At 34.7% G+C, this 26404-nt stretch carries 26 protein-coding genes; 8 read left to right on the top strand and 18 right to left on the bottom strand.

Annotated elements, in window-relative coordinates:
* Window positions 1–166 precede the first annotated feature (166 nt).
* On the top strand, window positions 167–2794 hold the full coding sequence (locus tag AC4AGG_RS08495) for a TonB-dependent receptor (RefSeq protein WP_489771564.1): 2628 nt from the start codon (window positions 167–169) through the stop codon (window positions 2792–2794).
* 47 nt (window positions 2795–2841) lie between these two features.
* On the opposite strand, the gene AC4AGG_RS08490 is transcribed toward AC4AGG_RS08495, so the two are convergent.
* Complete coding sequence (locus tag AC4AGG_RS08490; protein ID WP_489771563.1) at window positions 2842–3297, bottom strand: DUF1801 domain-containing protein; 456 nt, start codon at window positions 3295–3297, stop codon at window positions 2842–2844.
* Between the two features lie 78 nt (window positions 3298–3375).
* Here AC4AGG_RS08490 and AC4AGG_RS08485 point away from each other — a divergent pair, with 78 nt between their 5' ends.
* The 3 genes from AC4AGG_RS08485 to AC4AGG_RS08475 all read left to right on the top strand — a co-directional run bounded on the left by AC4AGG_RS08485 (window position 3376) and on the right by AC4AGG_RS08475 (window position 5774).
* On the top strand, window positions 3376–4581 hold the full coding sequence (locus AC4AGG_RS08485) for a pyridoxal phosphate-dependent aminotransferase (RefSeq protein ID WP_489771562.1): 1206 nt from the start codon (window positions 3376–3378) through the stop codon (window positions 4579–4581).
* Window positions 4582–4678: 97 nt separating this feature from the next.
* Window positions 4679–5212: a YfiT family bacillithiol transferase gene (locus tag AC4AGG_RS08480; RefSeq protein WP_489771561.1), complete on the top strand. Its 534-nt coding sequence runs from the start codon at window positions 4679–4681 to the stop codon at window positions 5210–5212.
* A gap of 1 nt (window position 5213) precedes the next feature.
* Window positions 5214–5774 carry a hypothetical protein gene (locus tag AC4AGG_RS08475; RefSeq protein ID WP_489771560.1) on the top strand — a complete coding sequence of 187 codons (561 nt, stop codon included), beginning with the start codon at window positions 5214–5216 and terminating at the stop codon, window positions 5772–5774.
* Window positions 5775–5841: 67 nt separating this feature from the next.
* Here AC4AGG_RS08475 and AC4AGG_RS08470 read toward each other — a convergent pair whose 3' ends face one another.
* From AC4AGG_RS08470 to AC4AGG_RS08460, 3 genes are all read right to left on the bottom strand, one after another.
* Window positions 5842–6450 carry a low molecular weight phosphatase family protein gene (locus AC4AGG_RS08470; protein ID WP_489771559.1) on the bottom strand — a complete coding sequence of 203 codons (609 nt, stop codon included), beginning with the start codon at window positions 6448–6450 and terminating at the stop codon, window positions 5842–5844.
* 9 nt (window positions 6451–6459) lie between these two features.
* Window positions 6460–7305 carry an arsenite methyltransferase gene (locus tag AC4AGG_RS08465; RefSeq protein ID WP_489771558.1) on the bottom strand — a complete coding sequence of 282 codons (846 nt, stop codon included), beginning with the start codon at window positions 7303–7305 and terminating at the stop codon, window positions 6460–6462.
* Between the two features lie 165 nt (window positions 7306–7470).
* Window positions 7471–7803: an ArsR/SmtB family transcription factor gene (locus AC4AGG_RS08460; protein WP_489771557.1), complete on the bottom strand. Its 333-nt coding sequence runs from the start codon at window positions 7801–7803 to the stop codon at window positions 7471–7473.
* Window positions 7804–8094: 291 nt separating this feature from the next.
* Between AC4AGG_RS08460 and AC4AGG_RS08455 the strand changes: the two genes are divergently transcribed.
* Window positions 8095–8973 (top strand): polysaccharide deacetylase family protein, encoded by an 879-nt coding sequence (locus AC4AGG_RS08455; RefSeq protein ID WP_489771556.1) that lies wholly within the window; start codon window positions 8095–8097, stop codon window positions 8971–8973.
* A gap of 303 nt (window positions 8974–9276) precedes the next feature.
* Here the strand turns inward: AC4AGG_RS08455 and AC4AGG_RS08450 are convergent, their stop codons facing one another.
* The 4 genes from AC4AGG_RS08450 to AC4AGG_RS08435 are packed head-to-tail and all read right to left on the bottom strand — an operon-like array spanning window position 9277 to window position 11734.
* Window positions 9277–9927: a response regulator transcription factor gene (locus AC4AGG_RS08450; RefSeq protein WP_489771555.1), complete on the bottom strand. Its 651-nt coding sequence runs from the start codon at window positions 9925–9927 to the stop codon at window positions 9277–9279.
* A 4-nt stretch (window positions 9928–9931) separates the two neighbouring features.
* Window positions 9932–10699: a sensor histidine kinase gene (locus tag AC4AGG_RS08445; RefSeq protein ID WP_489771554.1), complete on the bottom strand. Its 768-nt coding sequence runs from the start codon at window positions 10697–10699 to the stop codon at window positions 9932–9934.
* Window positions 10696–11349 carry a hypothetical protein gene (locus tag AC4AGG_RS08440; protein WP_489771553.1) on the bottom strand — a complete coding sequence of 218 codons (654 nt, stop codon included), beginning with the start codon at window positions 11347–11349 and terminating at the stop codon, window positions 10696–10698. The genes AC4AGG_RS08445 and AC4AGG_RS08440 overlap by 4 nt, the downstream gene beginning before the upstream one ends.
* 19 nt (window positions 11350–11368) lie before the next feature.
* Window positions 11369–11734: a hypothetical protein gene (locus tag AC4AGG_RS08435; protein ID WP_489771552.1), complete on the bottom strand. Its 366-nt coding sequence runs from the start codon at window positions 11732–11734 to the stop codon at window positions 11369–11371.
* 85 nt (window positions 11735–11819) lie between these two features.
* Here AC4AGG_RS08435 and AC4AGG_RS08430 point away from each other — a divergent pair, with 85 nt between their 5' ends.
* Both AC4AGG_RS08430 and AC4AGG_RS08425 read left to right on the top strand, forming a co-directional pair.
* On the top strand, window positions 11820–12482 hold the full coding sequence (locus tag AC4AGG_RS08430; RefSeq protein ID WP_489771551.1) for a YggS family pyridoxal phosphate-dependent enzyme: 663 nt from the start codon (window positions 11820–11822) through the stop codon (window positions 12480–12482).
* 84 nt (window positions 12483–12566) lie between these two features.
* Window positions 12567–13730, top strand: coding sequence for a sigma-54-dependent transcriptional regulator (locus tag AC4AGG_RS08425; protein WP_489771550.1), 1164 nt, complete (start codon window positions 12567–12569; stop codon window positions 13728–13730).
* A 350-nt stretch (window positions 13731–14080) separates the two neighbouring features.
* Here AC4AGG_RS08425 and AC4AGG_RS08420 read toward each other — a convergent pair whose 3' ends face one another.
* The 3 genes from AC4AGG_RS08420 to AC4AGG_RS08410 form a co-directional block, all read right to left on the bottom strand.
* Window positions 14081–14626, bottom strand: coding sequence for a phage tail-like protein (locus AC4AGG_RS08420; RefSeq protein WP_489771549.1), 546 nt, complete (start codon window positions 14624–14626; stop codon window positions 14081–14083).
* A gap of 37 nt (window positions 14627–14663) precedes the next feature.
* A complete protein-coding gene (locus tag AC4AGG_RS08415) occupies window positions 14664–16550 on the bottom strand; it encodes a phage tail-like protein (RefSeq protein WP_489771548.1) in 1887 nt (628 codons plus the stop codon).
* Between the two features lie 934 nt (window positions 16551–17484).
* Window positions 17485–18510: a pseudouridine synthase gene (locus tag AC4AGG_RS08410; RefSeq protein WP_489771547.1), complete on the bottom strand. Its 1026-nt coding sequence runs from the start codon at window positions 18508–18510 to the stop codon at window positions 17485–17487.
* Between the two features lie 112 nt (window positions 18511–18622).
* On the opposite strand from AC4AGG_RS08410, the gene aroB reads away from it, so the two are divergent.
* Entirely contained in the window at window positions 18623–19663 is a 1041-nt protein-coding gene (aroB, locus tag AC4AGG_RS08405) for a 3-dehydroquinate synthase (protein ID WP_489771546.1), read from the top strand.
* 157 nt (window positions 19664–19820) lie between these two features.
* Here the strand turns inward: aroB and AC4AGG_RS08400 are convergent, their stop codons facing one another.
* From AC4AGG_RS08400 to era, 7 genes are all read right to left on the bottom strand, one after another.
* A complete protein-coding gene (locus AC4AGG_RS08400; RefSeq protein ID WP_489771545.1) occupies window positions 19821–20873 on the bottom strand; it encodes an MBL fold metallo-hydrolase in 1053 nt (350 codons plus the stop codon).
* Window positions 20874–21092: 219 nt separating this feature from the next.
* The gene (purF, locus tag AC4AGG_RS08395; RefSeq protein WP_489771544.1) at window positions 21093–22583 is read right to left on the bottom strand and encodes an amidophosphoribosyltransferase; all 1491 of its coding nucleotides are present in this window, start codon (window positions 22581–22583) and stop codon (window positions 21093–21095) included.
* A 28-nt stretch (window positions 22584–22611) separates the two neighbouring features.
* Window positions 22612–23325, bottom strand: a complete 714-nt coding sequence (purC, locus tag AC4AGG_RS08390) for a phosphoribosylaminoimidazolesuccinocarboxamide synthase (protein ID WP_489771543.1) — start codon at window positions 23323–23325, stop codon at window positions 22612–22614.
* A gap of 13 nt (window positions 23326–23338) precedes the next feature.
* Complete coding sequence (locus tag AC4AGG_RS08385) at window positions 23339–24037, bottom strand: DUF3307 domain-containing protein (protein ID WP_489771565.1); 699 nt, start codon at window positions 24035–24037, stop codon at window positions 23339–23341.
* Between the two features lie 3 nt (window positions 24038–24040).
* On the bottom strand, window positions 24041–24646 hold the full coding sequence (locus AC4AGG_RS08380) for a SatD family protein (RefSeq protein WP_489771542.1): 606 nt from the start codon (window positions 24644–24646) through the stop codon (window positions 24041–24043).
* Between the two features lie 259 nt (window positions 24647–24905).
* The gene (locus AC4AGG_RS08375; protein WP_489771541.1) at window positions 24906–25340 is read right to left on the bottom strand and encodes a DoxX family protein; all 435 of its coding nucleotides are present in this window, start codon (window positions 25338–25340) and stop codon (window positions 24906–24908) included.
* Window positions 25341–25407: 67 nt separating this feature from the next.
* The gene (gene era / locus AC4AGG_RS08370) at window positions 25408–26283 is read right to left on the bottom strand and encodes a GTPase Era (RefSeq protein WP_489771540.1); all 876 of its coding nucleotides are present in this window, start codon (window positions 26281–26283) and stop codon (window positions 25408–25410) included.
* Window positions 26284–26404: the final 121 nt, after the last annotated feature.

Raw genomic sequence — 26404 nt, 5'->3', positions numbered from 1 at the left:
AAATAAATTATAACAAAAGTCAATTTATCAAAAAACTCTATTGTTTATCATCTAACTATCACTATCTTAGAGTACAAATAAAACACAAATTTTCTCAGAATATCTCTCTCATATTCTTCTCGAAAATTTTTACAAGGAAAGTAAAACTAAAAACTATAAAAGCTTCATGAAAAACACTGCAAATAAAGCACTCTTCTTCATTTTTATGGTCTTTTCTGTCCAAATGGGAATCGCACAAGCCATCACGGGGAAAATTAGTAATGAAAATAAAAATCCAATTAGCGGAGTCCGAGTTTCAATCCAAGGAGGTCCCGAATCTGTTGTAAGTGACGAAAATGGGGATTTTTCTTTCTCTAAAATGAAAGATGGCACCTACACCATTGTTACAAATCATCAGGATTTTCATTCTTTGATAAAAACAGTCACCATCACTAATCAGCAAACTGTCAATATTAATTTTTTCCTGGTAAAAAAACAGGAAAAAGTACATTATATCGATGAAGTCATCGTTACTGGGGTTGTTAGTCCTAACACAAAGCTAAAATCAAGTGTCTCTGTGACAACACTGGACCAAGATGATATTTTAGAATCTGTTCCTAGATTTACTGCAGAAATCTTTAGAACAATTCCGGGATTTCGTTCCGAGTCTTCCGGAGGAGAGGGTAACGCCAATATCTCTGTCCGTGGTGCTCCTATTTCTGCTGGAGGTGCAAGATATGTACAAATACAAGAAGATGGATTGCCTGTTATGCTATTTGGAGATATCACTTTTGCAACCGCCGATAACTATGTCCGATTTGATGCTAATGTGAAGCGTATAGAAGCCATCAGAGGAGGTTCTGCATCAATTCTATCATCGAATTCTTCTGGAGGTATTATCAACTTTATCAGCAAAACAGGAAAAGAAAAAGGAGGCTTATTAGCTACCAATGTGGGATTAGATTACAATACTTTCCGAACTGATTACGATTACGGTACAAAGTTATCGGAAGGACTCTACCTTCATGCAGGTGGATTTTACAGAGTAGGTGAAGGTGTACGAAATATTGGTTACACAGGCAATGACGGAGGACAATTCAAATTCAATTTAACTAAAGAGTTTGAAGTGGGAAGCATCAGAATTTATGCGAAAATTCTTGATGATAAAGCAGTTAATTATATGCCGATTCCAGGATTGGTGACAGGAAGTAATACTGATCCTGATTGGCAAAGCGCACCCGATTTTAGCGCAACAAGAGGAGCCTTACATACTGCAAATCTAACAGAAACGATTGGACTTGGAGCTAATGGTGAAGTTAGACACGGTGATTTGACCAACGGAATTCACCCAATCTCGAAAGCTTTTGGAGTCGAAGCACTTTTTAATCTTGGCAAAAACTGGAAAATTTCTGAAAAGGGACGATATTCTTTTAACAAAGGATACTTTATCGCGCCATATCCCGAAACGGTCAATACTGCCACCAACTTTGCCAATTCGCTTGCGACAGGAACTACTTTGAAATTTACCGATGGCTCTGCTGTTCCCAATAATAGTCTTGTGACCAAAATCAGTATGCTTGATGCAGACCTCAATAATTTTAATAATTTCATGAATGATTTCAAACTTTCTAAATCGTTCAATAAAGTCGATTTGACCTTTGGTTTCTTTAAATCTCTTCAAAATATTTCGATGAGCTGGTACCGAAACACCTACATACAAGAAGCTACTGATGATAATGCACGATTGATTAATGCATTTGATTCCTCCAACAATCCCATCACCGACAATGGACTTTTGTCTTATGGTACACTTTCCACCAATGATTGCTGTCAAAGGAACTATGATATGAAGTATAATGTATCTGCTCCCTATATTAACGCATCATTTAATCCCTCAAAAAAGATTACTATTGACGGAGGACTTAGAATGGATTTTGGCCATGTGAAAGGTACAGTTGAAGGGCCGATAGCCACGGTTTATGATTTTAATAATGACGCATTTGTCTCCATTCCAGAGCAAAATGTTATCGCAATTGATAAGGCAAATCCTACATACGTTGATTATGATTACAACTATCTCTCCTATTCTCTAGGTGTCAACTATCAATTTAGAGCGAATCAATCTGTGTTTTCTCGAATAAGCAAAGGTGCTTCAGCGAGAGCAGATCGTATTTTGTTCGGTGATTTGGATTACTACAATATAGATAAATCCCACGCTTCCGACGGTATTACTCAAGCTGAATTGGGGTACAAGAGAGGCTTTAAAAAAGGGGCATTCTTCGCAACAGTATTCTACGCCAAAACCAATGAAGAAGGGGGTTTTGAAGCAACAACCAACAAAATCATTGAGAACAACTATCGTTCTATGGGATTGGAGTTAGAAGGATTTTATAAAATTAATGAAATACTGAGCTTTAGATCCGCAGCAACATGGACGGATGCCAAAATTGTTTCTGGAACCAACGATGGAAATACCCCGAGAAGACAACCTCACTTGATCTACAATTTTATTCCAAAAGTTAATTTTGGTAAAAAGAAACAAAACGCAACTTCACTAAGCTTCATCGGTCAAACCAAATCCTATGCTCAAGACACAGATTTGCTAATTATGCGTGGATATATGATTGTCAATGGTTTTGTGAGTATTGCAATCACAGAATCTTTGTCAGCCAACATTGCTGCCAACAATATATTTGATACCTTAGCTGTAACAGAAGTCGAAGAAGGAAGTATCGTTGAGGGACAAAATAATTATGTTAGATTCAAACCTTTACCTGGAAGAACAGTATCGGTGGGAATTCAATTTAAATTTTAGAACCCTTAATTATTGATAACCACTAATATTTGATTAAGTTATAGCAATTACCTTTTTAAGTTTTTCTCGTAGATTGCAATCCAGTCTTCTGGAATCATTTTTTGACAAAGCTCTCCAATAAGCTCAAAAGGGATATCATCTGGCTTTTTGAAACGAATACAGGATTTTCCCATGTCCAATTTCTTTTTAGAATGCTTGGGAAATTCGGTTTGAAACCATTCCAACAATTCAGGTTTTGCATAAATTCCCATGTGATAAACCGCAATAAAGTTCTTTTGCGAGGCTAGAGCAAGAAAAGGAAGTGGCGTATTGGGTGTACAATGATAACCTGGAGGATAATCAGCAAGAGAAATATTCCATCCTGGCATCGAATATTGAATGCCCTCGGTAAAACCTTTAGGCAAATTGAGTCTAATGGTTTCCACCAATTTAGCGAACGCTTCTCTCCTTTCTTCAGGTATTTTTGTTAAATAGTCCTCGATGTTGTTGGCGGGTATTTGCATGGCTTCAAGAATTTGGGTTTAAAAGTAACAAAAATTTTATTTGATTTCCTTACTTTTGCAAGACTTAAAACTTAATTAATGCCAAAAATTTCTCAAAGAGCGCAGCACATGCCTGCATCACCTGTTCGAAAATTGGTTCCATTTGCTATCAAAGCAAAACAAAAAGGAATCAAAGTCTATCACCTTAATATCGGACAGCCTGATATAGAAACTCCTGAAACTGCATTAGATGCTGTTAAAAACAATCATCTCAAAATATTCGAATATGCACTTTCTGAAGGAAATATTGAGTACAGAACAGCGCTTAGAGATTATTATCATGGTTTAGGTTTTTCGGATTTGACTACCGATAATTTTATCGTAACCAACGGTGGTTCAGAAGCATTGAATTTTGCTATTTCAACGCTTTGTGATGATGGAGATGAGATTATAATTCCAGAGCCTTATTATGCTAATTATAATGGATTTGCAGGGACATTTAACATTAATGTCGTAGCTGTTCCTTCTTCTATTGATACAGGCTTTGCTTTACCAGCAATTGAAGAATTCGAAAAGAAAATCACGGACAAAACTCGTGCGATTATTGTTTGTAATCCAGGGAACCCAACCGGTTATCTTTATACCCATGAAGAATTAAAAAAACTAGCTGAAATTGCTCTTAAACATAACATCGTCATTATTTCAGACGAAGTTTATCGTGAGTATGTCTATGACGGAAAACAGCAGATTTCGATGTTAGAATATTCAGAAGCTGCAGAAAATGTAATTATTATCGATTCCGAATCCAAAAGATACTCCATGTGTGGTGCTAGAACTGGTTGTATGATTACTCGCTCTAAGAAGATTCATGATGCCGCAATTCTCTTTGCTCAAGCAAGATTGAGCCCGGTACTTTTGGGACAAATTGCAGCGACCGCAGCTCACCATAATGATGCAGAATACATCATGAATGTACGAAAAGAGTACACTCATCGTAGAAATCTTTTGGTGGACTTATTGAATGGTATTCCAGGAGTTATTTGTCCTAAACCAAAAGGAGCTTTTTACTGCGTTGCAGAATTACCAGTAGATGATAGCGACAAATTTGCGCAGTGGTTATTAGAAAAATATTCTCTTAATAATGAAACTGTAATGGTAGCCCCAATGAGTGGTTTCTACAGCAATCCAGAACTTGGTAAAAAGCAAGTAAGAATTGCTTATGTACTAAAAGAAGAAGATTTGATTAGAAGTGTTGAGCTTCTAAAAGATGCTTTGGAAAAATACAAAACAGAGTGCATTTTCTAGTTTGTAACGAAATAAAATAATTGATAAAGAATCTCTTCGCGGGGATTCTTTATTTTTTTAGTAAATTCGAAGTATTAAATTAATAAAAAAACTAACCATGAAAGACGCCCAAGAACATCTGAAATATCCTATTGGAAGATTTCAAAAACCTGAAACTTTAGAGCAAAACTACATTGCTTCGTGTATCGAAATCATCAAATCCTTTCCAAAAAGACTTCGTGACGAAGTCGATAATCTTAATGACATTCAGCTAGATACACCGTATCGCGAAAATGGTTGGAGCATTAGACAGGTAGTCAATCACTGCGCTGACAGTCACATTAACAGTTTTATACGGCTCAAATTAGCATTAACGGAGAATAACCCCGTGATTAAGCCTTATGAAGAAGGACTTTGGGCAGAACTTCCTGATTCTAAAAACATCAGCATTCAGCCAGCTTTGAAGATGTTAGAAGGCACTCACGAACGTTGGGTTGCAGTCTTAGAATCCATGAGCGAAACGGATTATCAGAAAAGCTTTGTCCATCCTGAAAACAATCAAACGATTTTGCTTATCGAAAATATCGGAATCTACGCATGGCATTGTCGTCATCATTTGGCTCATATCCTACTGGCAAAAGAAAAAATTTAAATTGCAATTAAGAATCCTAAAATATATCATTTTCTCTCTCATTATATTCGGCTGTAATGAGAAGAAGGGTAATTCTCAATCATCGGCGAAAACGGTCAAAACACAAGTAATCGAAATTCCAGCCAAAAATAGAAAAGTTGTTGAGACTGTCAAAAAGTATGGTCCTAGCATTTCCCCTACTTACGAAAAAGCAGTTTGTACAGAATTGGTGATACAAGTTTTAGAAAAAGTTCAACCGTTGGATGAAATTGACAAAAAAAGAATCCGAATTATTACAAATGATAGTATTCAAGACTTATTGAAAAACGATTCTTCCATTCCAAAAGGTGTTTACTATGCCTTAACTGAAAAAGGTATTGGCAAACCTATTGATAAAAATAAAGTGTGTGAAGGTGATTTTGTACAATTTTGGACTGAAACGTGGGGACATTGCGGAATTGTAAAAAGTATTGATGTCACCAAAAACGAAATGGAATTGTATTCATCTTATCCCTCAACCAATGGATATGGAATTCAAAGGTTTGATATCCCAAAATACTCCTTCTTTGTTAGATTAAAGTAGCAATAAATTGCAATCTTTTTACAATAAAAAAATGAAAAAAACGCTCAACTTTTGTTGAGCGTTTCCTTTATTTGATATTTGAAAAAATGAAATGCATCTCCGATGCAATTTCAATGCTTCTGTTCCAATAGACCGAATCCATTTCTGGGGTTCCATCTGAAACTTTGGGGTCTTGATATTTTACAGGAAAGCGTGCTTCGGCTCCCATCACAACAGGACAATTTTCATCCGCTGAATCACAAGTTAAAACGGCTCCATAATCCGATTGAGGATTGAATAGATGATTGTACTTTTTAGAAAATGCAATCATCGGCAACTCCTTTTCTGAAAGCTTAAAAACATAAACTGGATTCTCCGTTTCCGAGATTTTCATCGCTTCAAAACCTTGCTTTTGTAGCGTTTCAAATACTTTAGGAAAAAGTGCTGTTGCTTCTGTCCCTCCCGAAAAACAATAAACATTCTTCACTCTACAATAAGTTGCCATGATCTGAGCCCATATTTGCGACAAATGACTTCTTCTTGAATTATGGGTGCAAATAAAGTTGAGCAAAATGTTCTCACCAGCATCTTTCTTTGCCTGAATATATTCAATTAATGGTTTTAAAACCACTTGCCTTTCCTCAGAAATCTTGATTTCTAAAATTTCGTGGATGGTTTTTTGAAGCGCTTTATACATTTTCAATCATTAATTACAACAGCCTGATTCTGGGCTACAACAAGACTCACCTTTTTCTGCAAAAACGGTGATACTGAAAATTCTTGTGGTTGAATTCTTATAAAATTCGATTTCTTCGTCGTTCAAATAATTTTTTAAGATATCATCAGGAACGATAATTGGTTTTTTCTTTTGAATGGTAATATTCTTGAAACCAACTTCTTTAATAATTCCCAAATAATCATCCATCTGAATGGCGCTCGCAACACAACCTGCATACATTTCAGCCGCAGATTTTATTTTTTCAGGAAGTTCTTCACCTACCAAAACGATATCTGAAATTGAAAAATGCCCTCCAACTTTTAAGATTCTATGAACTTCCGAAAAAGCTTTCAGCTTGTCTGGAACCAAGTTCATCACGCAGTTGCTTACTACAACATCCGCAACATTGCTCGTCATCGGGATTTTTTCAATATCTCCCAAACGGAACTCTACATTATTATATCCAAGCTTTTCTGCATTAGCTCTTGCCTTATCGATCATGGCTTCGGTAAAATCAATTCCGATTACCTTTCCTGTTTCTCCAGTTTCCGCTCGAGCAACAAAACAATCGTTTCCTGCTCCACTTCCTAAATCAACAACAGCTTGCCCTTTTTGGATTTTCGCAAATTCTGTTGGAAGTCCACATCCTAATTTAAGGTCTGCATCTGGATTATAACCTTCTAAATGGTCATAATCATCAGTCATAATGTTGTAAACTTCTTCACTGCAACCTCCGCTTCCACAGCAAGAAATTACATTAGTTTCTTTGTCTTGTAAAGCAATTTTAGAATATTTTTGCTTCACCATTTCTTTGATTTGTTCGTTAGTTTCCATATTTTTTTGGTTTTAGGGATTAGGTAGTAGGTAGTAGAGATTAGATGTTAGATGTTAGATGTTAGATGTTAGATTTTAGATGGTAAGTAGGAATGGATTGAAAGTGGTTCTTGGCTCTCGGCTCTTGGCTCTTGTTTCTTTGTTCTTTACTCTCTCTTCTAAAATCTACTCACAACAAGCGTTTTGTTTATCTATAATTTTAAAAATATTCTGAAGAAAGCTCTCCATTTTTTTCAATGTTAAAGGATTAATACAGTAGCAAATGGACTTTCCTTCAATCTCTCCTTTAATAATGTTGACGTTCTTCAATTCCTTCAAATGTTGTGAAACAGTAGGTTGAGCCAACCCAATTTCGTCAACAATATCATTGCAAATACAAGAGTCAACTGAAAGTAAATATTCTACAATAGCTATTCTCGCCGGATGAGCCAAAGCTTTCATCAATTGCGCCATCTCGTTTTGATGCTCTGTAAATTGTTCTGTTTTGGAAATTCCCATATTTAATTTTAAATGTTAGAAGTTAGAAGTCAAACATTGATGTTAAACTTTAGATATTAGATATTAGATTTATTAAAAGCGTTAATATCAATTATCATATTGCAATATTACGATATATTTTAATAACTTAAATGTTAAAATTCAGAAAGTTGAAATTTAACATAATAAAATACTGATTTACAGTTTAATAAAATTACTGACAAAACGTTACAGAAATTAATTTGGTACAAATTTTGATATTTCATTAACATTAATTTAACATTTTTTAACATTAAATTCTTTTAATTTTTTATGAAGACAAATTTTGCGGGAAAGTCAAGTGTTTTGGCTTTATTAGGTGCAACAGTTTTGATGAGTTCTGTCGCTTTTATTTTGAATAGCTGTAACAAAAAGAAGAGTCAAAAAGATGACATAAGCGACAGCGATGGCTCCAACTCCGCAAAACTTGAACAAAAACATGTCACAAAATCTGACAGTATTTCAAAAGATATTGATAATCGAAGAACTATTTATCTAACATTTGATGATGGCCCAAATAAAGGAACCGAAAATTTGATGAAGATTGCCCATAATCGAAATGTTCCAATAACCGCTTTTGTTGTTGGACAACATGTATATGGCACCAAAAAACAAAAGGAAGAATTCAAAAAACTGCAAGATGATGTTTTGGTCGAATTAGCCAATCATACCTATTCACACGCTAACAATAAATATTCTACGTATTATAAAAATCCCGAATTGGTTATTCATGACTTTGATGAGGCTAAAGATAGCTTGAAATTATCAAGTAACATTGCCAGAACTCCTGGTCGAAATATCTGGCGAATTAACAATGTCAACTCTACAGACATCAAATCCTCTACTGCTGCCGCTGACGGACTACAGAAAGCTGGATACAAGGTGATTGGATGGGATCTCGAATGGAAGCCCAATAACAATATGACACTAAAAAGTAATCATAAAGATATGCTGAAAAAAGTGGATAGCATTTTCTTCAACGATTTGGAAAAAACTTCAAGACATTTGGTATTCCTCACCCATGACCAATACCTTACTGATGAAAATTCTGTGAAAGAATTGGATTTGTTTATTGCAGGACTTCAAAAAACCAAACGTTTTCAATTCAAGAAGATTTCAGATTACCCTAAAATTAATGAGGTATTAGATTAGTCTTTTCGCAATATGAAATAAAAAAGTCTGCTTTGCAATTGCAAAGCAGACCTCTATAAAAACTCTATTTGAAAAAAACTAAATGTAATTATGATATTTTTCTCTAACAAAGTTAAAAGGTTATATGAAATTATAAAAGGGGAAAAACACCGTAAATAAAAATTGGCTCCAAATTAACTTGGAACCAATCGTTTACATCATTTCGTGTTTTGTCCACTTTTTTTAAAGTGTCATTTAAAATAGAAAGCATAGCAAAGGTATCTATCTGGATAATGCTAAAAAAGGGGAAAATCCCCCTTTTTCTTATGCTTCGCATATATTGTTTCTCATTGCGAACAAAACCATTCCTACTCTACTCTTGACACCTAACTTCATGAATACACTATCTCTGTATCCATCAATAGTTTTGGGGCTCAAAAACATTTTGTCTGCAATTTCTTTATAGGTAAGTTCACTGCAAGCTAATTTCATAAATTCGATTTCCTTATCACGAAACTCATCGATTAGTTTTTGGGTTGTCGCTTCCTCTGACTTAAATTTCATTAAGCTTTGACTCACCATATCTGTATAAAAGAAGCCTTTCTTATAAACGGTATCAATGGCTTCAAAGAGAATATTGGGAGACATATCTTTTAATAAATAACCTTTAGCACCAGCCTTCAACATTTTTATGATTGTTTTTTCATCATCATCCATGGTCAAAGCTATTACTTTGATGTCGGAATATTTCTCAGTCAGTTCTGCAGTAGTTTCTATTCCGTTTTTGTAAGGCATATTGACATCCATAAGAATAACTTCTGGATAAGAAACGGCTCTATCTAATTGATAAAGTAATTCTTCACCGTTAGAAGCGTTAAGGCATACTTTATAGTTTGGATTTGCGGAAATCATATCCTCTATCGCTTTAGACACCAAAAGGTGGTCATCTACAATTGCAACATCAATTGGTTTCATTATTTTAAGGTTTATGATATTTTATTCTGATTTTTGTTCCTACTTTTTCTTTAGAAAATATTCTGAAATCGGCATTAATTAACTGTGCTCGATTAATCATGTTCTTGAGACCACTACCGCTCTTTATACCTACATTGTTGAATCCTACTCCATCATCGGAAATTGTGATATCTAGTTGACTTTCCGTATCCTGAATATCTATCACCAGTTCCTTTGCTCTAGAATGTTTCAAAACATTGCTCATGCTTTCCTGAATTATTCGAAATAAAATCAAAGCATGCTTCGAATTGATATCGATATCATGATTATTGAAGGTCAGCGAAGGCTTCACTAGACTGCACTTACTGAGTCTTTTTACTTCAAATTCTAAAGAGTCTATTAATCCAAAATGTTCAACCTGCTCTGAAATGAAAGTTTTGGAGAGATCTCGAATATCTTGAATACTTTCACCAATCAATTCATTTATTTCCTCAAGATTCTGTTTTTCTTCCCCCGAGAGCTTTTGTATTAGCCTGTTATTCATCAACCTTACAACAGAAAGTTTTTGTCCAATATCATCATGCAAATCTCGACCAACATTACTCAAAGTCTGTTCTTTGATTTCAATCTGCGTTGTTGCCAACTCATGCTGAAAAATCCTTTCTTGATTTTGTCTCTCTAATATTAAGCTTGATTTCTTTTTAACAAATCCAACATATACCAATACCATCACCAATATTATTAATAAGATGACAATAATTGACACTATAATAAGCAAGGTAATATGATTCACCTTATAAATTTACCATTTTTTTTACAACTTGCTAAAAAAATACCAGAAATCAATACAGAGTAGCCTACCATGTTAATACAAAGCATGATAATCTGAAATTCTAGCCTTGTAAATATATTTTTAGGAACAAATAGTAATAGAGGAATAGTACCAACATATATAATAACGATACAGATGGCAAACCAAAATGGAAAAAAACCTCTTAATCTTAAAACTTCGTCAGAATTAAAAAGATCCCTCAAAAAAATTGCGATGCAGATTAACAATAATCCAATACTAATAATACTTGTTATGATTGGATATTGGGTGAGAAAAGTTTGATCAATAAAGAAAGAAGTGATTACGTTAATCAAATGTCCTATAAACAGTAAAATACAGATTCTTCGACTTTTGTAGTTGGATACTTGTTTGATAAAGTACAGAAAATAAATACCAAAAACAACCGTAATGATACCTATAGAGTATAAGTATGTACTATTTTTAACAATTCCAAAATAATTTAAAGTTGTGGCAGTTATTTCTATAATAAAAGTGATTGCAAATGAAAGAATTACTAATCCAACATGCTCTCCAAGTTTTTTTCTATATGCTAAAAGTAGAATTAGGGTTATTATATAAATTGCTAAAAAAATATTTCCAATTATCGTCATAATTACGTTTTACATGATACTAGTATGGGGGACACATGTTCCCAAAATCTAAGGAGTCCAAATCAGTGAGGGCATCATTTTCTGGAGAAATCAATACCGTCTGATATCCCTTAAAATTAGGGTCCAACCGGCTATCAAAATTTTCTAATGGATATTGACCGAAATTAATCGAGAGCTTAACATTGGTTACTCCTTTCTTTTGAGCTTCCACTCTGACATAATTAAGATAATCCTGAATTATTTCCAAATCATAAATTGCTCTTAAAGCATCAGGCGCCTTAGGATCACGATGATCATTTATAAAAACGTAATTTTTCTTGTTATGTTCTTCCTGTAATTGATTTGCTTGTTGTGCAGAAATCAGATGGTCTTGTAGAGTCTTCATAATGTGCTTTTTTTTAATTCTTGTTTATACAAAAATATTCTATCTTTGACACCTGTAAAACAGGAAAAACCCCTTTTCTTTATCTATGCAATCATTCTCCATAAAAAACAATCTGGAAAAAATTTTAAATCAAATTCCTAATAATTGCAATTTAGTTGTTGTATCGAAGACTCAATCAGTTGAAAGCATACAGACAGTATATGATGCTGGAATCAAAGTTTTTGGAGAAAACAAAGTTCAAGAATTATTGGAAAAAAAAGACCTCCTTCCACAAGATATCCAATGGCATCTCATCGGACATTTGCAGACTAATAAAGTAAAGTACATTGCCGAATTTGTCGATACAATCCAGAGTGTAGATTCTGCAAAACTTTTACAAGAAATCAACAAACAAGCAGCTTTGCATAATCGTCAAATCAAAGTACTTCTGCAAGTCAAAATTGCAGAAGAAGATACCAAATTTGGTCTTGAAGAAAATCAAGCTAAAGAAATCTTAAATGATTGGTTATCAGGACAATACCCCAACATCAAAATAATAGGTTTAATGGGGATGGCAACCTTTACAGACAATGAATCTCAGGTAAAAAGCGAATTCTCAAAACTAAAAGTATTATATGATGAGCTTTCTTCAATTCATCCTCTTAAAACACTTTCTATGGGAATGAGTGGCGATTACATGACCGCCATAGAATGCGGTGCTAATTCCGTAAGAATTGGCTCAGCGATTTTTGGTGAACGAAACTATTAATAGTTTCGCTGTACCCAAAATTTCATTAAATTTTAATAACTTGCAGAATAATAAAAATTAAAAATCTATAAAACCAAATACAATATGCAGAAAATTCTTATTGTTGAGGACGAAAAAGCAATTTCAGGAGTTCTAGAAAACATACTTTCGGATGAACTGAAAAATTACGAATTTGTCATTGCAGAGGATGGTTTAGAAGGCTTTAAACAAATTGAAAAAAATGACTTCGAATTGGTTATCTCCGACATTAAAATGCCTAAACTTTCTGGAACAGAATTACTAAAACAAGCGATGCAAATCAAACCAGAATCTAACTTTGTGATGATTTCTGGACATGCTGACATCGATACTGCCGTAAGTTGTCTTAAAGAAGGTGCTTATGATTTCATATCAAAGCCAATTGACATTAACCGATTGATTACTAGTGTAAAAAACGCTTTAGATAAAGGAAAACTTCAGACTGAGAACAAAACCCTTAAGAAAAAAGTCAACAAAAAATATCAAATGATTGGCGAAAGCACTGGTCTCAAGAAGATACAAGCAATGATTGACAAAGTTGCAGAGTCTGATGCAAGAGTTTTGATTACTGGTCCCAATGGCGCTGGAAAGGAACTGGTTGCTCATTCCATCCATGCTCAAAGTAATAGAAGCAAAGGTCCAATGATTGAAGTTAATTGCGCGGCAATCCCTTCTGAACTTATTGAATCTGAACTTTTTGGACATGTTAAAGGTTCTTTTACCGGAGCTATTAAAGACAAACAAGGAAAATTTGAATTAGCCAATGGAGGAACCATCTTTTTGGACGAAATTGGAGATATGAGCTTAATTGCTCAAGCCAAAGTACTTAGAGCTTTACAAGAAAACAAAGTTTCACCTGTTGGAAGTGATAAAGAGATTAAGGTCGATGTAAGAGTTCTTGCCGCAACCAATAAAAATATGCAAAAAGAAATTGAAGCAGGAAGATTCAGAGAAGACCTTTACCATAGACTATCAGTGATAGAAATATATGTTCCACCATTGGATGAAAGGAAGGACGATATTCCGATTTTAATTAAGCATTTTGCGAAACAAATTGCCGAAGAACAAGGAAATGCGGCACGAGTCTTTGACCCTAATGCAATTAAAGCTTTGGAAGCATTTTCGTGGACAGGTAATATCAGAGAATTAAGAAATGTAGTTGAAAGACTGATCATTCTTGGTGGTAATCCTGTTTCTGAAGAAGATGTACATAGTTTTGTTAGAAAATAATGACGATAACAATTGTCTTGTTCTAATAAAAATAAAGTAGATATAAGGACTAAAACACTTGATTAAACGGAAGCAAAAGCGGTTTTGCTTCCGTTTTTGTTTTAGAATTAGACGTTTTTCAGTTTAAACCGATTTTCATATTGACTTTAAATGCACTTGATTGAAGGCTTTTACAAACTTGAAATACTTGACAAAAAATTCATGATATATTTTTTAAAAGCTCCAATTATTTTTTTTGACTACTTTGTAAAAAAAATAATTGCACATAAATAAATAAAAAAGGTAGGTTTTTCGCTTTAAAACCTACCTTAATTTTTTATTTATGTATCCAAAAAAAACTCGGACTTGAGTTATTTATCGGTCCATTGTGGTTCCCAATAACTCCATTTGCTTCCATTATATACTGCAAGACGCTTGGCTCCTGCTTTATTAATATACACCATCATTCCAGGACTGGGACTAGGAATATTATTTGTATTGTCCACTACTGGTAAGACCATAGCCTTTGTTGAGCTCTCTAAGACCAAAACACCATCTGCAATACTGGTATCAGAGCCTATAATTGTTTTAGCTCCAGTTTCATTGACATTATCTGGTTGGGTTTCTAATACAGAAGAAACATTGGCATCTTGTCCACTTAAATCGAACCAATTTCCTTTGTAATACTTAACACGGGCCGCAGTTGGATCTCTAGCATCCAACACTAAAGTTCCTTCCGTAGGTGTGGAAAGAAGATTTCTAAGGTAAGGTAGGATAATTCCCTTGTTATTGGTATTGGCAAATTCTAATAGTACCGAAGTTTTGTCGGAAGCTGTACCTATTGCATTACCAATGATAACTTGTGAATATGCAATGGATGAAACCCATATTGCAATGGAAAATAATAACTTTTTCATTTTTGTTTTTTTGAAAGTTGACTTCTCTAATAAGTAATTATGGGCAAGAAGGTGTGTCAAAACATCCCCAAGAAACTCCATCGTAGATTCTTAAACATTTATCCGTGGTGTCATAAACCATCATTCCTTCGACAGGATTCGTAATTTTAGAAGGAATAACAGAAGGCGAAGTCTGTCCCAGTATATCAATTTTAGACATCCTAGTGATTACCAAGCCTTTGGTATTAGATTCTAATACCGTATGTGCAGATTTTCTTTTCAAAGGCCAATTTCCATTGTCGGCTCCCGCTTTTTTTAATAGGGTAATTCCATGCTTGCTATCAATTCCTGATGTACTAATGTTTGGATTGTTATAACAAATACAATCATTAACAGAAGGGTTTACGGAGTTACCTATTCCTTGTCCCTCATCGCTACCTACATCTGCGGCACCACTAGAATTAACAGCAGTAGGCACACCATCAATATTAACAGATGAGTTTCCTAAATTATATAGCACAGCTTTGTTGTATGTTCCAGATGTTGGCGCTACTGTTGGATTTACACCGTTACCTCCAGGTATTTTTGTAGATTTTACTAACATCGCACGTGTCACATTTTCATCTCCTTCTAACGCGTCGGGGCAACCGTCATTATCACTATCTAAGTCTAAATAGTTTACAATACCATCACCATCATTGTCAATACAACCTCCTACTCTATTAAAGTAAATATCATCAATTGAAAAGTCGTTACCACTAAGCTCTCGAGAAATATTATAAATTCTGAAAGTGTAAATTCCCGATGCTGCAGCCAAGAAAGTTCCATTGGCATTAATCCAAGGAGAACGAGTCGTTCCATTTCCCGAAGACATTACACCTGTATCAATTGACGCAACAACTGATCCTCCAAAACTAACTTCAGCGGCTAGATGACATGGAAAACCCGGAGAAACAACTCCATTCTGAGCCCAAAATCCACAATTGTAACTAGAGCCTGCCTGCAAATAAAAGGACTGCGTAAAAAATGACCCTTCCCTATCGCTTCCATTAATAGCCAAAAACATATCATCTGGTGTACCTGTAGTATGTCCAACCGATCCTGTCCAACCACTATGCCAATACCGTACAGAATATCCACTTACTACAGCGTATCTTCCTGCTGCTGCTTGCGTAGCTGCTGGTGGAGTAGTAATAATAGGCTGATAAACATACATCCCAGTAACAGGGGTTTGCAAATTTCTTGTACTCGTTTGAGATCTACTTGTCGCCGTACCAAAAGTCCCCCCAAATTCTGCTGCGGCTCTAACACATTCGACACCATCTAAAATCCCGTCGTCGTCATCATCTGCGTCATTCTCGTTAATAACCCCATCGCAATCATAATCACCATAATTATCCTTCTCTCCACCTGTACAGTAATTATAAAAAACTGCATCAGCCAAATTGATGTACATATTTTGTGTTTGGTTATTTCCGCCAACACCAAATTGATTCCTAATGAGAAAATGAATTCCATATACCGAAGTTCCGTTAGGAATGCTGGTGAAAAAATTTTTAGGATACAGTACAACAGAATAAGTGTTGGATGCAGTGTTACTAGTTGGGTCCGATATATCCAAAATCATAGGTACAAGAGTACTCGTAGTGTTAATATCACCTTGTGTATATTCCCAAGTATTCGATGCATCATTTTGTGTTTCTACACCCGCAAAAAGATAGATTGTATTTTCTCCCAATGTATAAAAGTTATTGACAATATCCTGATCGGTAAAAATGATCTTTATTCCTTCGTTAATATTGCCCGTTGAAATCTGGGTAATTGAAGACCCAGTATAAGAGTATGTTACTTGTTGGGATTTAACCGAACCAACACTCAATAAAAATATAAGATTGTATAGGAAAATTCCTTGGAGAAAATTCCAGCATTTTTTTGTTTTTTTCATTTCTGCTTTTCTATTTTAGGCAACAAAGATATAATTTATTGACAAAAATTCAACAATATATAAATAGAAATATAAATAATATAAATAATATAAATATTTAATTGTTTTTTAATATTATTGGGAATAATATTTATTTATATTATGGTTTCAAATAATATTATAAGCAAAAATGTTATTTAACATGTATTTTATAAAAAAATTATTACATCAATAAGCCATTTGCTTCCAATAGAAACCGATCAAACTGATATAAAAAGGACGATCCTCAAATGTCTTAAATACAAAACTTTTACTATCAAGTCCAATTAGTGACTCAGAAACTAATTTCTTAATAAAGTCTAAAAAATTAAACTTTTAGATAGCTTGTGATGATAAGAAAGTAGTACTCAAGATTATCCGTAAAAAAGATCTAATCTTTTAGTAGATAGTCTTGTGATATTCGGAGGTTGAACATAGTTTGGTCTTTTGTGTATCAAAAGTTTGAAACAGGATGTGAATTTTTGGAAACTCCACTGTTTGGCAGTGATTTAAAAAGGTTAAATTGAATAAGAGAACTTTTGAATTGATTGATACTTCTAGAGTTCTCGCTAACGAAAAATACCATACTTTTGAAAAGGAAGATATTGATTGTCAAAAAGGTATTTTCCTTTAACCAAAAAGCTGTATGTATCAAGTTGATATGATTGTATTCTTTCATAAAAATTGAAAAACAGCAATTAGTCTCTTTGACACATTGAGCTGTTCCATTATTTTTCACAAAAAAAAGGATGGTTTTTGCCATCCTTAACTATAATTTATCACATCGATCGCATAAGAGGTACTAATAATCCACTCCTAAGCAGAGTTAAAACCTTCTTCCAATCAACATCAAAGTTTGTCAATATTTTTTTCTAAAAAATAACAACTATTTTTGGTTTGAACATATTAGCATATATTATAACATCCTAAGATTGTTAACCTCTAATTCCGTGAGGATTCTCCAATGCCCTCGCTTAATGTTCTTTTTAGTAAGACCCGCAAACATTACTCGGTCAAGCATTTCTACTTCGTAACCTAATCGTTGGAAAATTCTTCGGATGACACGATTCCATCCAATGTGGATCTCGATTCCGATTTCGTTTTTAGGTTTTCCATCGATATAAGAAATTCTATCTACAACTGCGATTCCCTCCTCCAAACGAATACCTTCAATAATTGCATCCATATCGCTTCTCGCCAACTTTTTATCCAAAGTAACATGATAAATTTTCTTGACATCAAAAGTTGGATGTGTCAATTTTTTAGTCAAATGCCCATCATTGGTTAACAAGATAACACCAGTTGTACTTCTGTCTAACCTTCCAACTGGAAAAAGACGATACGGAGAAGCATTAGCAACCAAGTCAATCACGGTCTTTCTCATCTTCTCATCCTTGGTGGTGGAAATGTAACCTTTTGGCTTGTTAAGCAACACATAAACTGGTTTTTCAGGAGTAATGGATTGACCGTCAAAAACTACTTTGTCAGTTTTCTGAACCTGATAACCCATTTCGGTTACCACCTTTCCGTTAACTTCCACCAATCCTTGCTTGATCAAATCGTCCGCTTCTCTCCTGCTACAAATACCAGAATTAGCTATATACTTGTTCAATCTGATAGTATCTTTGCTAGCTTCTTTTTCAATTTTTTGAAACTTTCTTTTCTGAACGAAGGATTTGGTTCTCTCCTCTCTTCTTTCGTCATCAGAAAGCGGTTTTCCGTATTTCAGATTTCCTTTTTCGTATTTTTTGCGGGCATCGAAAGTCTTTCCTCCACTTCTTTCACCTCTGTCATTTCTATCCGTTCTCTCATTCCTGTCTCCTCTTTCAATTCTGTTGGAACGTGAACTTCCAGAGTTGTCCGAACGTGAACTTCCTGAATTACCTGACCTGGAAATTCTCGGTCTTTTTGGTTTTCCGGAACCTTCTCTATCTCTGCTCATTTATTTAAATTTTTGCAAAGATAATTAAAGATGTCCGATTCTTACGATTTATCTTTACTTTGTAACCCCATTTTTGAAAAAGAAAAGCTTTATTTTTGTCAAAAATTAATATATGATTTCTTTTTTGGACTCCGATTTCACTCAAATCAATCAGTTTTTAGCACAGAAAAAAGTAAGCAAAATCTTCATTCTTGTTGACGAAAACACCCATGAATATTGCCTTCCGAGCTTGCTTCCTAACCTGGAAATCGATATTCCTTTTGAGATTATTGAAATTGAAGCCGGTGAAGAAATGAAAAATATCGAAACCGCAACGCAATTATGGGAAATTTTGGCCGAATTCGAAGCGGATCGCAACGCATTATTAATCAATCTTGGAGGTGGCGTTATTACAGATATGGGAGGTTTTGTAGCTTCTACCTACAAAAGAGGAATAGATTTTGTCCATATTCCCACAACGCTTTTAGCTATGTGCGACGCTTCTTTGGGCGGAAAAACTGGTATTGATCTTCACTTCCTAAAAAACATGGTCGGGAGTTTTGCCCTACCAGAAATGATTTTTGTGAATCCAAATTTCCTTACAACGCTTCCTTATAACGAATTAAGAAGTGGATTTGCAGAAATGCTGAAACATGGACTGATTGCAGACATCAATCATTGGAAGGATCTGATTTCGATTTCAGAGATCTCTGTGGAAAATCTTACTCCAATGATAAAAAGGTCTATGGAAATTAAACAACATGTAGTTGAAATTGATTTTAAAGAACAAAACATTAGAAAATCTCTCAACTTTGGACATACTTTTGGACACGCGCTAGAAAGCCTATATCTAAAAAATGGAAATCCTATTCCTCATGGAGAAGCTGTAGCCATGGGAATCCTCGCAGAATCTTATCTTTCCGCGAAGAAAGCTGGTCTTACAACGGAAGAACTGTATGAAATTAATAGTCAAATTTTAAGATTCTTCCCTTATCAGCCCATTGACAACTTCAGTGATGAAGCGATAATCCAATTGATGTTAAGTGATAAAAAGAATTTTTCTGGTCAGATTAATTTTTCTTTGATTTCGAAAATCGGTGCATCAAAAATCAATTGTACCTGCTCTCTTGAAGAAATTCTTGAAATGATTGAGTTTTATAGAGGATTAAATTAAAAAATAATGCATGGTAAGATCTATCGCTGAGGTAAAATAAGGCAATAACACCAATTTTTCTTGCAAAAATCAAATATTTTGAAGGTGAAACAATTTAATCCTTGGATTTGAAATGACTATTCTCGATTAAAATTCAACTTTCAAAATAGTATTTCAATTATTCAAAAAATAGATCTCCTTCTTCTTTGGTGGATTTAACTTCCTTGCTCCTTTTTTTCGAGAATATACATTGCAATACCGCATCATCCTGATGTCTGTTACCAGAATTATAAGCATATATCGGTTGCATTACCTCGATCAAATCTCTGGAAATATTGTTATCACTTGCATGATGTGGAATTTTCAAAAAATAGAGATTCTTAAGTTCTGATTCCCAGGCAGGAATTGCTTTGAAGGATTCGATTCCGGCATCTCCTGTAAAAAGATATCTCTTCTTATCACAATCAATTACAAAAATAATACTTGCTTTATTAGGTGCTGTCAAATGCGTTTCTTGCTCCGTTTTCAGTTTATCACAAGGATTAACTTTATCTATTTCTAAAAATTGGGTATTACCAATTTCATAGGATAAAGATTCCATAGTTGATTCAGTTACAAATTCTTCAAAAGATTTCTTTGGCGGAAAAAGCGAGTCAAAATATTTTTTGGTGGGTCCTAATATCTTAATTTCTGGCCAATCTGATAAAGGCTTTTGATCATGGAAAACTTGTTTCAACTTTGATGCGGGAATCAAATCAATCAGCCTTTTCAGCTGAGGTAAAGATTCAAGTACCAAGTTTGCAGTGTCATCGAGAGTTTCTTTGGAAGGAAAAAAATTACTGCTCTCCAAACCAACTGCTAAATTGGTTGTAGATAAATCCACTTCAAATTTTTCGTGTGATGACTTCAGCTTTTTGGCTTTTTCGATGTAACCTTCTATAAGTTTCGGTGTCTTATGTACCCAAACTTCCTTTATTTCATCAATATAATCACAAAGCAAGGGAATCAATCCACCAATATGATCGCTATCGTAATGCGTGCAGACTACAACATCTGGAGCCTTCTTCCGATGTGATTTCAAAATTTTTTGAAGTTTTGGCTTCATTTTCATCTCATAAAACATCGTATTTCCCCCATCAACTACCATTACCAATGTTTTTTCTTTCTTAAATAATTCGATAATAATGGCGTCTCCGTCTTTGACATCGAGCATTGTAATTTTTACTTTCATTTTGCAGTTATAAGCTTTATATCATTGATTAGTAGCTATAAAAACCAAATCAACTATTTTTCTTATACTAAAGTATTGAAAAATATTGCTATCCCTAAAATAAAAGTAACAAATACAGTTAAAAAACCCTTTCAGAATTTATACTCTGAAAGGGTTGAATATTTAATTTCGAAATACTTAAAAAATTTATTTTTTGAGCAAAAGAATGACAAGCAAGCTCTAAAACAGCTCTACCTCTTCTCCTTTATTAACTGGGTATTTCTCTGTGAAACATCCAAAACAATGATTAGAACTTCCAAGAATCTCAATCAAATTCGGGATGCTCAGAAACTCCAAAGAATCAACTCCAAGATAGTCTCTTAACTCCTCAGTTGTCATGTTTGCAGAAATCAATTCATCTTTCGAAGGCGTATCGATTCCCAAGAAACAAGGGGCAATAATCGGAGGCGAAACGCTGCGGAAATGTATTTCCTTAACGCCTGCATCTTTCAATATCTTAACCAATCTTTTGGAAGTCGTCCCACGAACAATAGAATCGTCGATAATCACCACGCGTTTATCTTTGATTTCTCTGATAATTGGATTTAATTTAAGATTCACAATTCTTTCTCGCATTTCCTGAGACGGAACAATAAAACTTCTTCCAATATACCTATTCTTAATTAAAACTGGTCGAAAAGGAATTCCTGAAGCTTTGGAAAAGCCAATAGCAGCCGGAACTCCCGAATCCGGAACTCCAATCACAATATCCGCATCAACTGGCGCTTGTTCCCAAATTTTTTCTCCTGACTTTTCTCTAATTTCATGAACGTTAATTCCCTCCAAATCAGAGTCAGGACGTGCAAAATAGATGTACTCAAATGCACATAATCTTTTTTCGCAATTTTCCGTAGCCATAAAACTTTGTAATCCAGTCTCGTTTTCACCAGTATAAACTATTTCCCCTGGCAAAATATCACGAACATACTGCGCACCAACTGCGTCTAATGCAGCTGATTCCGAGGCTACCACCATGGTCTTCTCGTTAATTGCTCCCAAAATCAAAGGACGAATCCCATTGGGATCACGGAAGGCAAAGAACTTATTTCTGGTAATTCCTACTACCGAATAAGCTCCTTCAATTTTTTCCATTGTAGCTTTGATTGCTCCACGCAGTCCTAAATCCAAATTTTTCTGAATCAATCTCAAAATCACCTCCGAATCAGAAGTTGCTTTAAAAACTACCCCTTCATCCTCAAGTTCTTTTCGTAATTTCCCTGCATTGGTTAAGTTTCCGTTATGAGCAATGGAAAGAATAATTTGGTCGTACTCGTTTTTGGCAAAAAAAGGTTGAAAATTATATCTTCTTTTATCTCCGGCTGTGGTATATCTTGTGTGACCAATGACGCTATTTCCCATAAAGGCTTCTGGTTCATGGATGTCTTTGAAAACGTCCAATACAAGACCTTCACTTTTGTAGTTAAAGATCTTCCCTTGGTTGCTTACAGTAATTCCGCATGCTTCCTGACCACGATGTTGCAGTGCAAAAAGCCCGAATTGAGACAGCGAAAAAGTATCCGTGTCTGTGTCAGAATATAATCCAAAAATTCCACACTCTTCATTAGGTGCATCTATCTTTTCCTCTTCTTTGGTACGAAATAGATTGCGTCCGTAAGGTCTTTCCTTGAACTGTTGTAAATATTCTTTCTTTTGTTGTTCTACATTCTTCATAAATGCCGGTGCTGAAGTATTTCTTTTTTTAAAGTACAGATTTCAATCTATCGTAGATTTCTACGTATGCCTCGGTAACTTCTCCCAAATCTCTTCGGAATCGGTCTTTGTCCAGCTTCTTAAGGGTATCTTTGTCCCAAAGTCTGCATGTGTCCGGAGAAATTTCGTCAGCAAGGATAATTTGACCATCAGAAGTCTTACCTAATTCAATTTTGAAATCGACCAAAATAATATTGATTTTATCAAAAAGTTCTTTCAAAATTTCATTAATCTTCCCAGTCAAATCATACATCTCTTTCAACTCTTCCTGAGTTGCTGCTCCAAGAAAAATTGCATGATAATCATTAATCAATGGATCCCCCAATTCGTCTTTTTTGTAGCAAATATCAAAGATGGTTACAGGAGATTTAATACCTTCTTCAACGCCCAATCTCTGAGCCATGCTTCCCGCTGCATAATTTCTAACCACCATCTCCAAAGGAATAATGTCCACTTTTCTTACCAATTGCTCTCTATCATTAAGTTGCTTGATGAAGTGCGTTGGGATCCCTTTCTCTTTAAGATATTCGAAAATCAGAGTTGTAATAGCATTATTCATCTCTCCTTTTCGATCAAACTGTCCTCTCTTTTGAGCATTGAAAGCCGTTGCATCGTCTTTGAACTTAACAATCACTTCCTCCGGATTCTCGGTAGCGTAGATTTGTTTGGCTTTCCCTTCGTAAAGCATTTCCCCTTTTTCCATAAATTTAATATGATTATGTTGTAACTAATATTCCTGTTAAAACTGCGAGACCAAAACTTAGTAAAGTCCCTATTAATACGTATTCTGTTAATTTCCTTTGTTTGGCTTCTGCCAAATCACTGAATCTAAAAACCGATTTTGCAGCAATCATAAATCCTACTCCTTCCCAATGTCCCATCATAATAAAGGTGAAGACCAAAAGACGTTCGAGGATTCCGATATATTTTCCGGCATTGGTCAATGATTCCGTTTTCAGCTTACTGTGGTCCAAAGTCACTGGCGTCCAAGTAGAAAGTAACATCTTGATAAGCATTGATGTTGGTGTAGTCAAAAATACCAAAGCGGTGACTATTTTTAAAAATTCAACCGAATGAAGTTTTTCAAAATCAACTTCAGTTGCGGAAAGCGTTAATCCAATAATAATAGCTAAGTGAAGAAGTTGGTCAATAAAAAACCACCTCCTCTTGTTGTTGCTCTTCTGAAAATGAAGTTTCGACGCATCTATCATAAAATGAGACGCACCAACAACAAGTGGCATCCACCACCAATCTAAGTTCCATAAAAATAAATAAGCTAAACCAGTATGGATAAGGACATGCCAATAGAGGTAAGGACTTTTGACCTTTTTTCTTTCTTTGTTGGCAACCCACGAACTTGGCTGTAAGATAAAATCTCCAAGTAAATGTGCCAATATGAGTGGAAAGAAAATCATCATCTATAAAGTGGCTATTTTTTTTCTGAAGTACTTGTCTGTTTCCAAAACCAAATCATAGTTGGCTCTCTTCAGTCTTTGGCTCACCGATGACTGAGATATATTGAGCTGTTGTGCAACTTGCTCCTGATTTTGAGACTGATTTTTTACAAAAATTTCGATAATTTCAGCTGAAACGACCGTCCAATTATCAAAATCCAAAGATACCCATTTGAACAACATGTTAAGGTCTTTATCCAAATCTTCATTAGGGGTCTTGATGGCAAGATTTCTTCCGTCGGATTTTATTTCGTTAAGCAATCTTCCAGAGTTAACATAAGCCGAACCATTAGATTCTGTGATTTTTTCCGAGGTGAAAACCTCATCTCCAATGCCAATTGCCAGTCTTACGTCCAGATTATCGAAGGATTTGAGGTGAGATTTAATGGAAACTATTTTCCAAAAAACATCATCAATATTGCATTTGTATTGAAATTCGTCGCCACGATATATCTCCCATTCCGCAGGAGATTCTCCCCAGCTTCCGAGGAGTGATTTTAGTTTTTGTAACCAAATTTCTGTATTGGTTTTTTGGGAGTTTATGATATCTCCAGTGATTACCGCAATCATGCTGCAAATATAAGCAAAAATACTTATTAAATAAAAATATAAGTCAATTCACTTATTAACAATTAATATAAGCTTTTAAGATTATAAAATTATAGACCATTAGAAATAATATAGAAAATAATAACAGTAAACAAATCAACCTCATCTAGTTTCCCAATCAGCTAACTATTAAGCGAGACTACAAAAGTATCAAATCTTCTAAACAAAAAAAAGAAGCCTAGAAAGACTTCTTTTCTACCTAATATTTTACAAATCACTTTTACCAACGTGCCTTTCTCTCTTTCTTCTCAATCATGCCATCTACTGAAAATCTACCAGGACCCAACGCAATGAAAATTAAATAGAAAAACATATATAGCAAAGCCATCTCTCTCTTATCAAAAGCATCTGCTCCATGCACAACTAATCCCGCAACTAACATGGTCACAAAAAGGAAAAAAGACGCCCATCTTGTGAAAAGCCCCAAAAATAAAAAGAATGAACATACCACCTCTGCAAAAACGGTCAAATACAAAGAAATATCAGCACCTAAACCCAAAAAATCGAAAAATTCAATCTTTCCTTTGCTTTTCATAAGCATTTCTAATTTGGGGTAACCGTGCGTAATCATTGAGACACCGACAAAAACACGTGCTAGAAACAAAGCTATGTCCGTAAACAAAGCATTACTCTTGGTGGAGGTAAATATACTCATACAATCATTTTTCAGTAAAAGTAATTATTTTATCTAAATTAAAAAATCACAAAATTTAAACTAAATTTTATCGATATCCGAAATTTTTCAAGTCTCGATCGTTTTTTCGCCAATCTTTTCGCACTTTAACGAACAAATTGAGATGAATTTTCTTTCCAAAAAATTTTTCTAAATCCAAACGAGCTTCTGTCCCGACCTTCTTTATCGCACTTCCTTGATGTCCAATAATAATCCCCTTCTGAGAGTCTCGCTCTACATAGATTATCGAATCTACAAAAATAATGCCTTCTTTTTCTTTAAACTGCTCAGTTACAACTTCAGTCGAATACGGAATCTCCTTATCATAGTTCAAAAGAATCTTCTCGCGAATAGCCTCATTTACGAAAAATCGCTCTGGTCGATCCGTCCACATCTCTTTGTCATAGTATGGAGGATTCTCTGGAAGCAGTGATTTCAGTTTTGGTAAAATCAAATCTGTATTGAGTTTTTCTTGTGCTGAAATCGGTAAAATTTCAGCTTTTGGAATTTTTGCATGCCAAAATTCAACAGCTTCATTCAGCTTTTCTTGGTCGATTAAATCCACCTTGTTGAGCAAAATAAGAACAGGAACCGGAATTTTATTCAATTTATCAATCAAAAATTCGGAAGGCTCCGACTTATCACTCAAATCAATGATGTACAAAAATACGTCTGCGTCCTGCAAAGAATCCTTTACAAAATCCATCATTTTCTCCTGCAATCCGTACTTGGGTTCCAGTACACCTGGTGTGTCAGAAAAAACAATCTGCAAATCCGGTTCGTTATACATCCCGAAAATACGATGTCTTGTAGTCTGAGCTTTTTGAGTTACAATCGCTAACTTCTCTCCCATCAACTCATTAAGGAGTGTAGATTTCCCCGCATTGGGCTTCCCTACGATATTTACAAATCCTGCTTTATGCATTTTACTAATTTCAATAATGATTTGCAAAGTTAAGAAAACTAAGATTGATACTGATTGGAATTTGAATTCAATTGAAAAACGAAATAAACGCTATCTTATTTTTAGACTACATAAAAAGTTT

Source organism: Chryseobacterium sp. CG10_8 (genome assembly GCF_058117085.1).
The sequence above is the reverse complement of the archived record's forward strand: the minus strand, read 5'-3'. Positions and strand labels throughout refer to the sequence as shown.

Excerpts from the sequence above, each read along its gene's own strand:
- AC4AGG_RS08385 (WP_489771565.1), bottom strand. The coding sequence starts at position 24,037 with ATGATTTTCTTTCCACTCATATTGGCACATTTACTTGGAGATTTTATC.
- AC4AGG_RS08430 (WP_489771551.1), top strand. The coding sequence starts at position 11,820 with ATGCAATCATTCTCCATAAAAAACAATCTGGAAAAAATTTTAAATCAA.
- AC4AGG_RS08480 (WP_489771561.1), top strand. The coding sequence starts at position 4,679 with ATGAAAGACGCCCAAGAACATCTGAAATATCCTATTGGAAGATTTCAA.
- AC4AGG_RS08465 (WP_489771558.1), bottom strand. The coding sequence starts at position 7,305 with ATGGAAACTAACGAACAAATCAAAGAAATGGTGAAGCAAAAATATTCT.
- AC4AGG_RS08400 (WP_489771545.1), bottom strand. The coding sequence starts at position 20,873 with ATGAAAGTAAAAATTACAATGCTCGATGTCAAAGACGGAGACGCCATT.
- AC4AGG_RS08455 (WP_489771556.1), top strand. The coding sequence starts at position 8,095 with ATGAAGACAAATTTTGCGGGAAAGTCAAGTGTTTTGGCTTTATTAGGT.
- AC4AGG_RS08495 (WP_489771564.1), top strand. The coding sequence starts at position 167 with ATGAAAAACACTGCAAATAAAGCACTCTTCTTCATTTTTATGGTCTTT.
- AC4AGG_RS08380 (WP_489771542.1), bottom strand. The coding sequence starts at position 24,646 with ATGATTGCGGTAATCACTGGAGATATCATAAACTCCCAAAAAACCAAT.
- AC4AGG_RS08420 (WP_489771549.1), bottom strand. The coding sequence starts at position 14,626 with ATGAAAAAGTTATTATTTTCCATTGCAATATGGGTTTCATCCATTGCA.
- purC (WP_489771543.1), bottom strand. The coding sequence starts at position 23,325 with ATGGAAAAAGGGGAAATGCTTTACGAAGGGAAAGCCAAACAAATCTAC.
- AC4AGG_RS08435 (WP_489771552.1), bottom strand. The coding sequence starts at position 11,734 with ATGAAGACTCTACAAGACCATCTGATTTCTGCACAACAAGCAAATCAA.
- AC4AGG_RS08460 (WP_489771557.1), bottom strand. The coding sequence starts at position 7,803 with ATGGGAATTTCCAAAACAGAACAATTTACAGAGCATCAAAACGAGATG.
- AC4AGG_RS08415 (WP_489771548.1), bottom strand. The coding sequence starts at position 16,550 with ATGAAAAAAACAAAAAAATGCTGGAATTTTCTCCAAGGAATTTTCCTA.
- AC4AGG_RS08470 (WP_489771559.1), bottom strand. The coding sequence starts at position 6,450 with ATGTATAAAGCGCTTCAAAAAACCATCCACGAAATTTTAGAAATCAAG.
- AC4AGG_RS08490 (WP_489771563.1), bottom strand. The coding sequence starts at position 3,297 with ATGCAAATACCCGCCAACAACATCGAGGACTATTTAACAAAAATACCT.
- AC4AGG_RS08485 (WP_489771562.1), top strand. The coding sequence starts at position 3,376 with ATGCCAAAAATTTCTCAAAGAGCGCAGCACATGCCTGCATCACCTGTT.
- AC4AGG_RS08410 (WP_489771547.1), bottom strand. The coding sequence starts at position 18,510 with ATGAGCAGAGATAGAGAAGGTTCCGGAAAACCAAAAAGACCGAGAATT.
- AC4AGG_RS08425 (WP_489771550.1), top strand. The coding sequence starts at position 12,567 with ATGCAGAAAATTCTTATTGTTGAGGACGAAAAAGCAATTTCAGGAGTT.
- AC4AGG_RS08440 (WP_489771553.1), bottom strand. The coding sequence starts at position 11,349 with ATGACGATAATTGGAAATATTTTTTTAGCAATTTATATAATAACCCTA.
- aroB (WP_489771546.1), top strand. The coding sequence starts at position 18,623 with ATGATTTCTTTTTTGGACTCCGATTTCACTCAAATCAATCAGTTTTTA.
- AC4AGG_RS08375 (WP_489771541.1), bottom strand. The coding sequence starts at position 25,340 with ATGAGTATATTTACCTCCACCAAGAGTAATGCTTTGTTTACGGACATA.
- era (WP_489771540.1), bottom strand. The coding sequence starts at position 26,283 with ATGCATAAAGCAGGATTTGTAAATATCGTAGGGAAGCCCAATGCGGGG.
- AC4AGG_RS08450 (WP_489771555.1), bottom strand. The coding sequence starts at position 9,927 with ATGAAACCAATTGATGTTGCAATTGTAGATGACCACCTTTTGGTGTCT.
- purF (WP_489771544.1), bottom strand. The coding sequence starts at position 22,583 with ATGAAGAATGTAGAACAACAAAAGAAAGAATATTTACAACAGTTCAAG.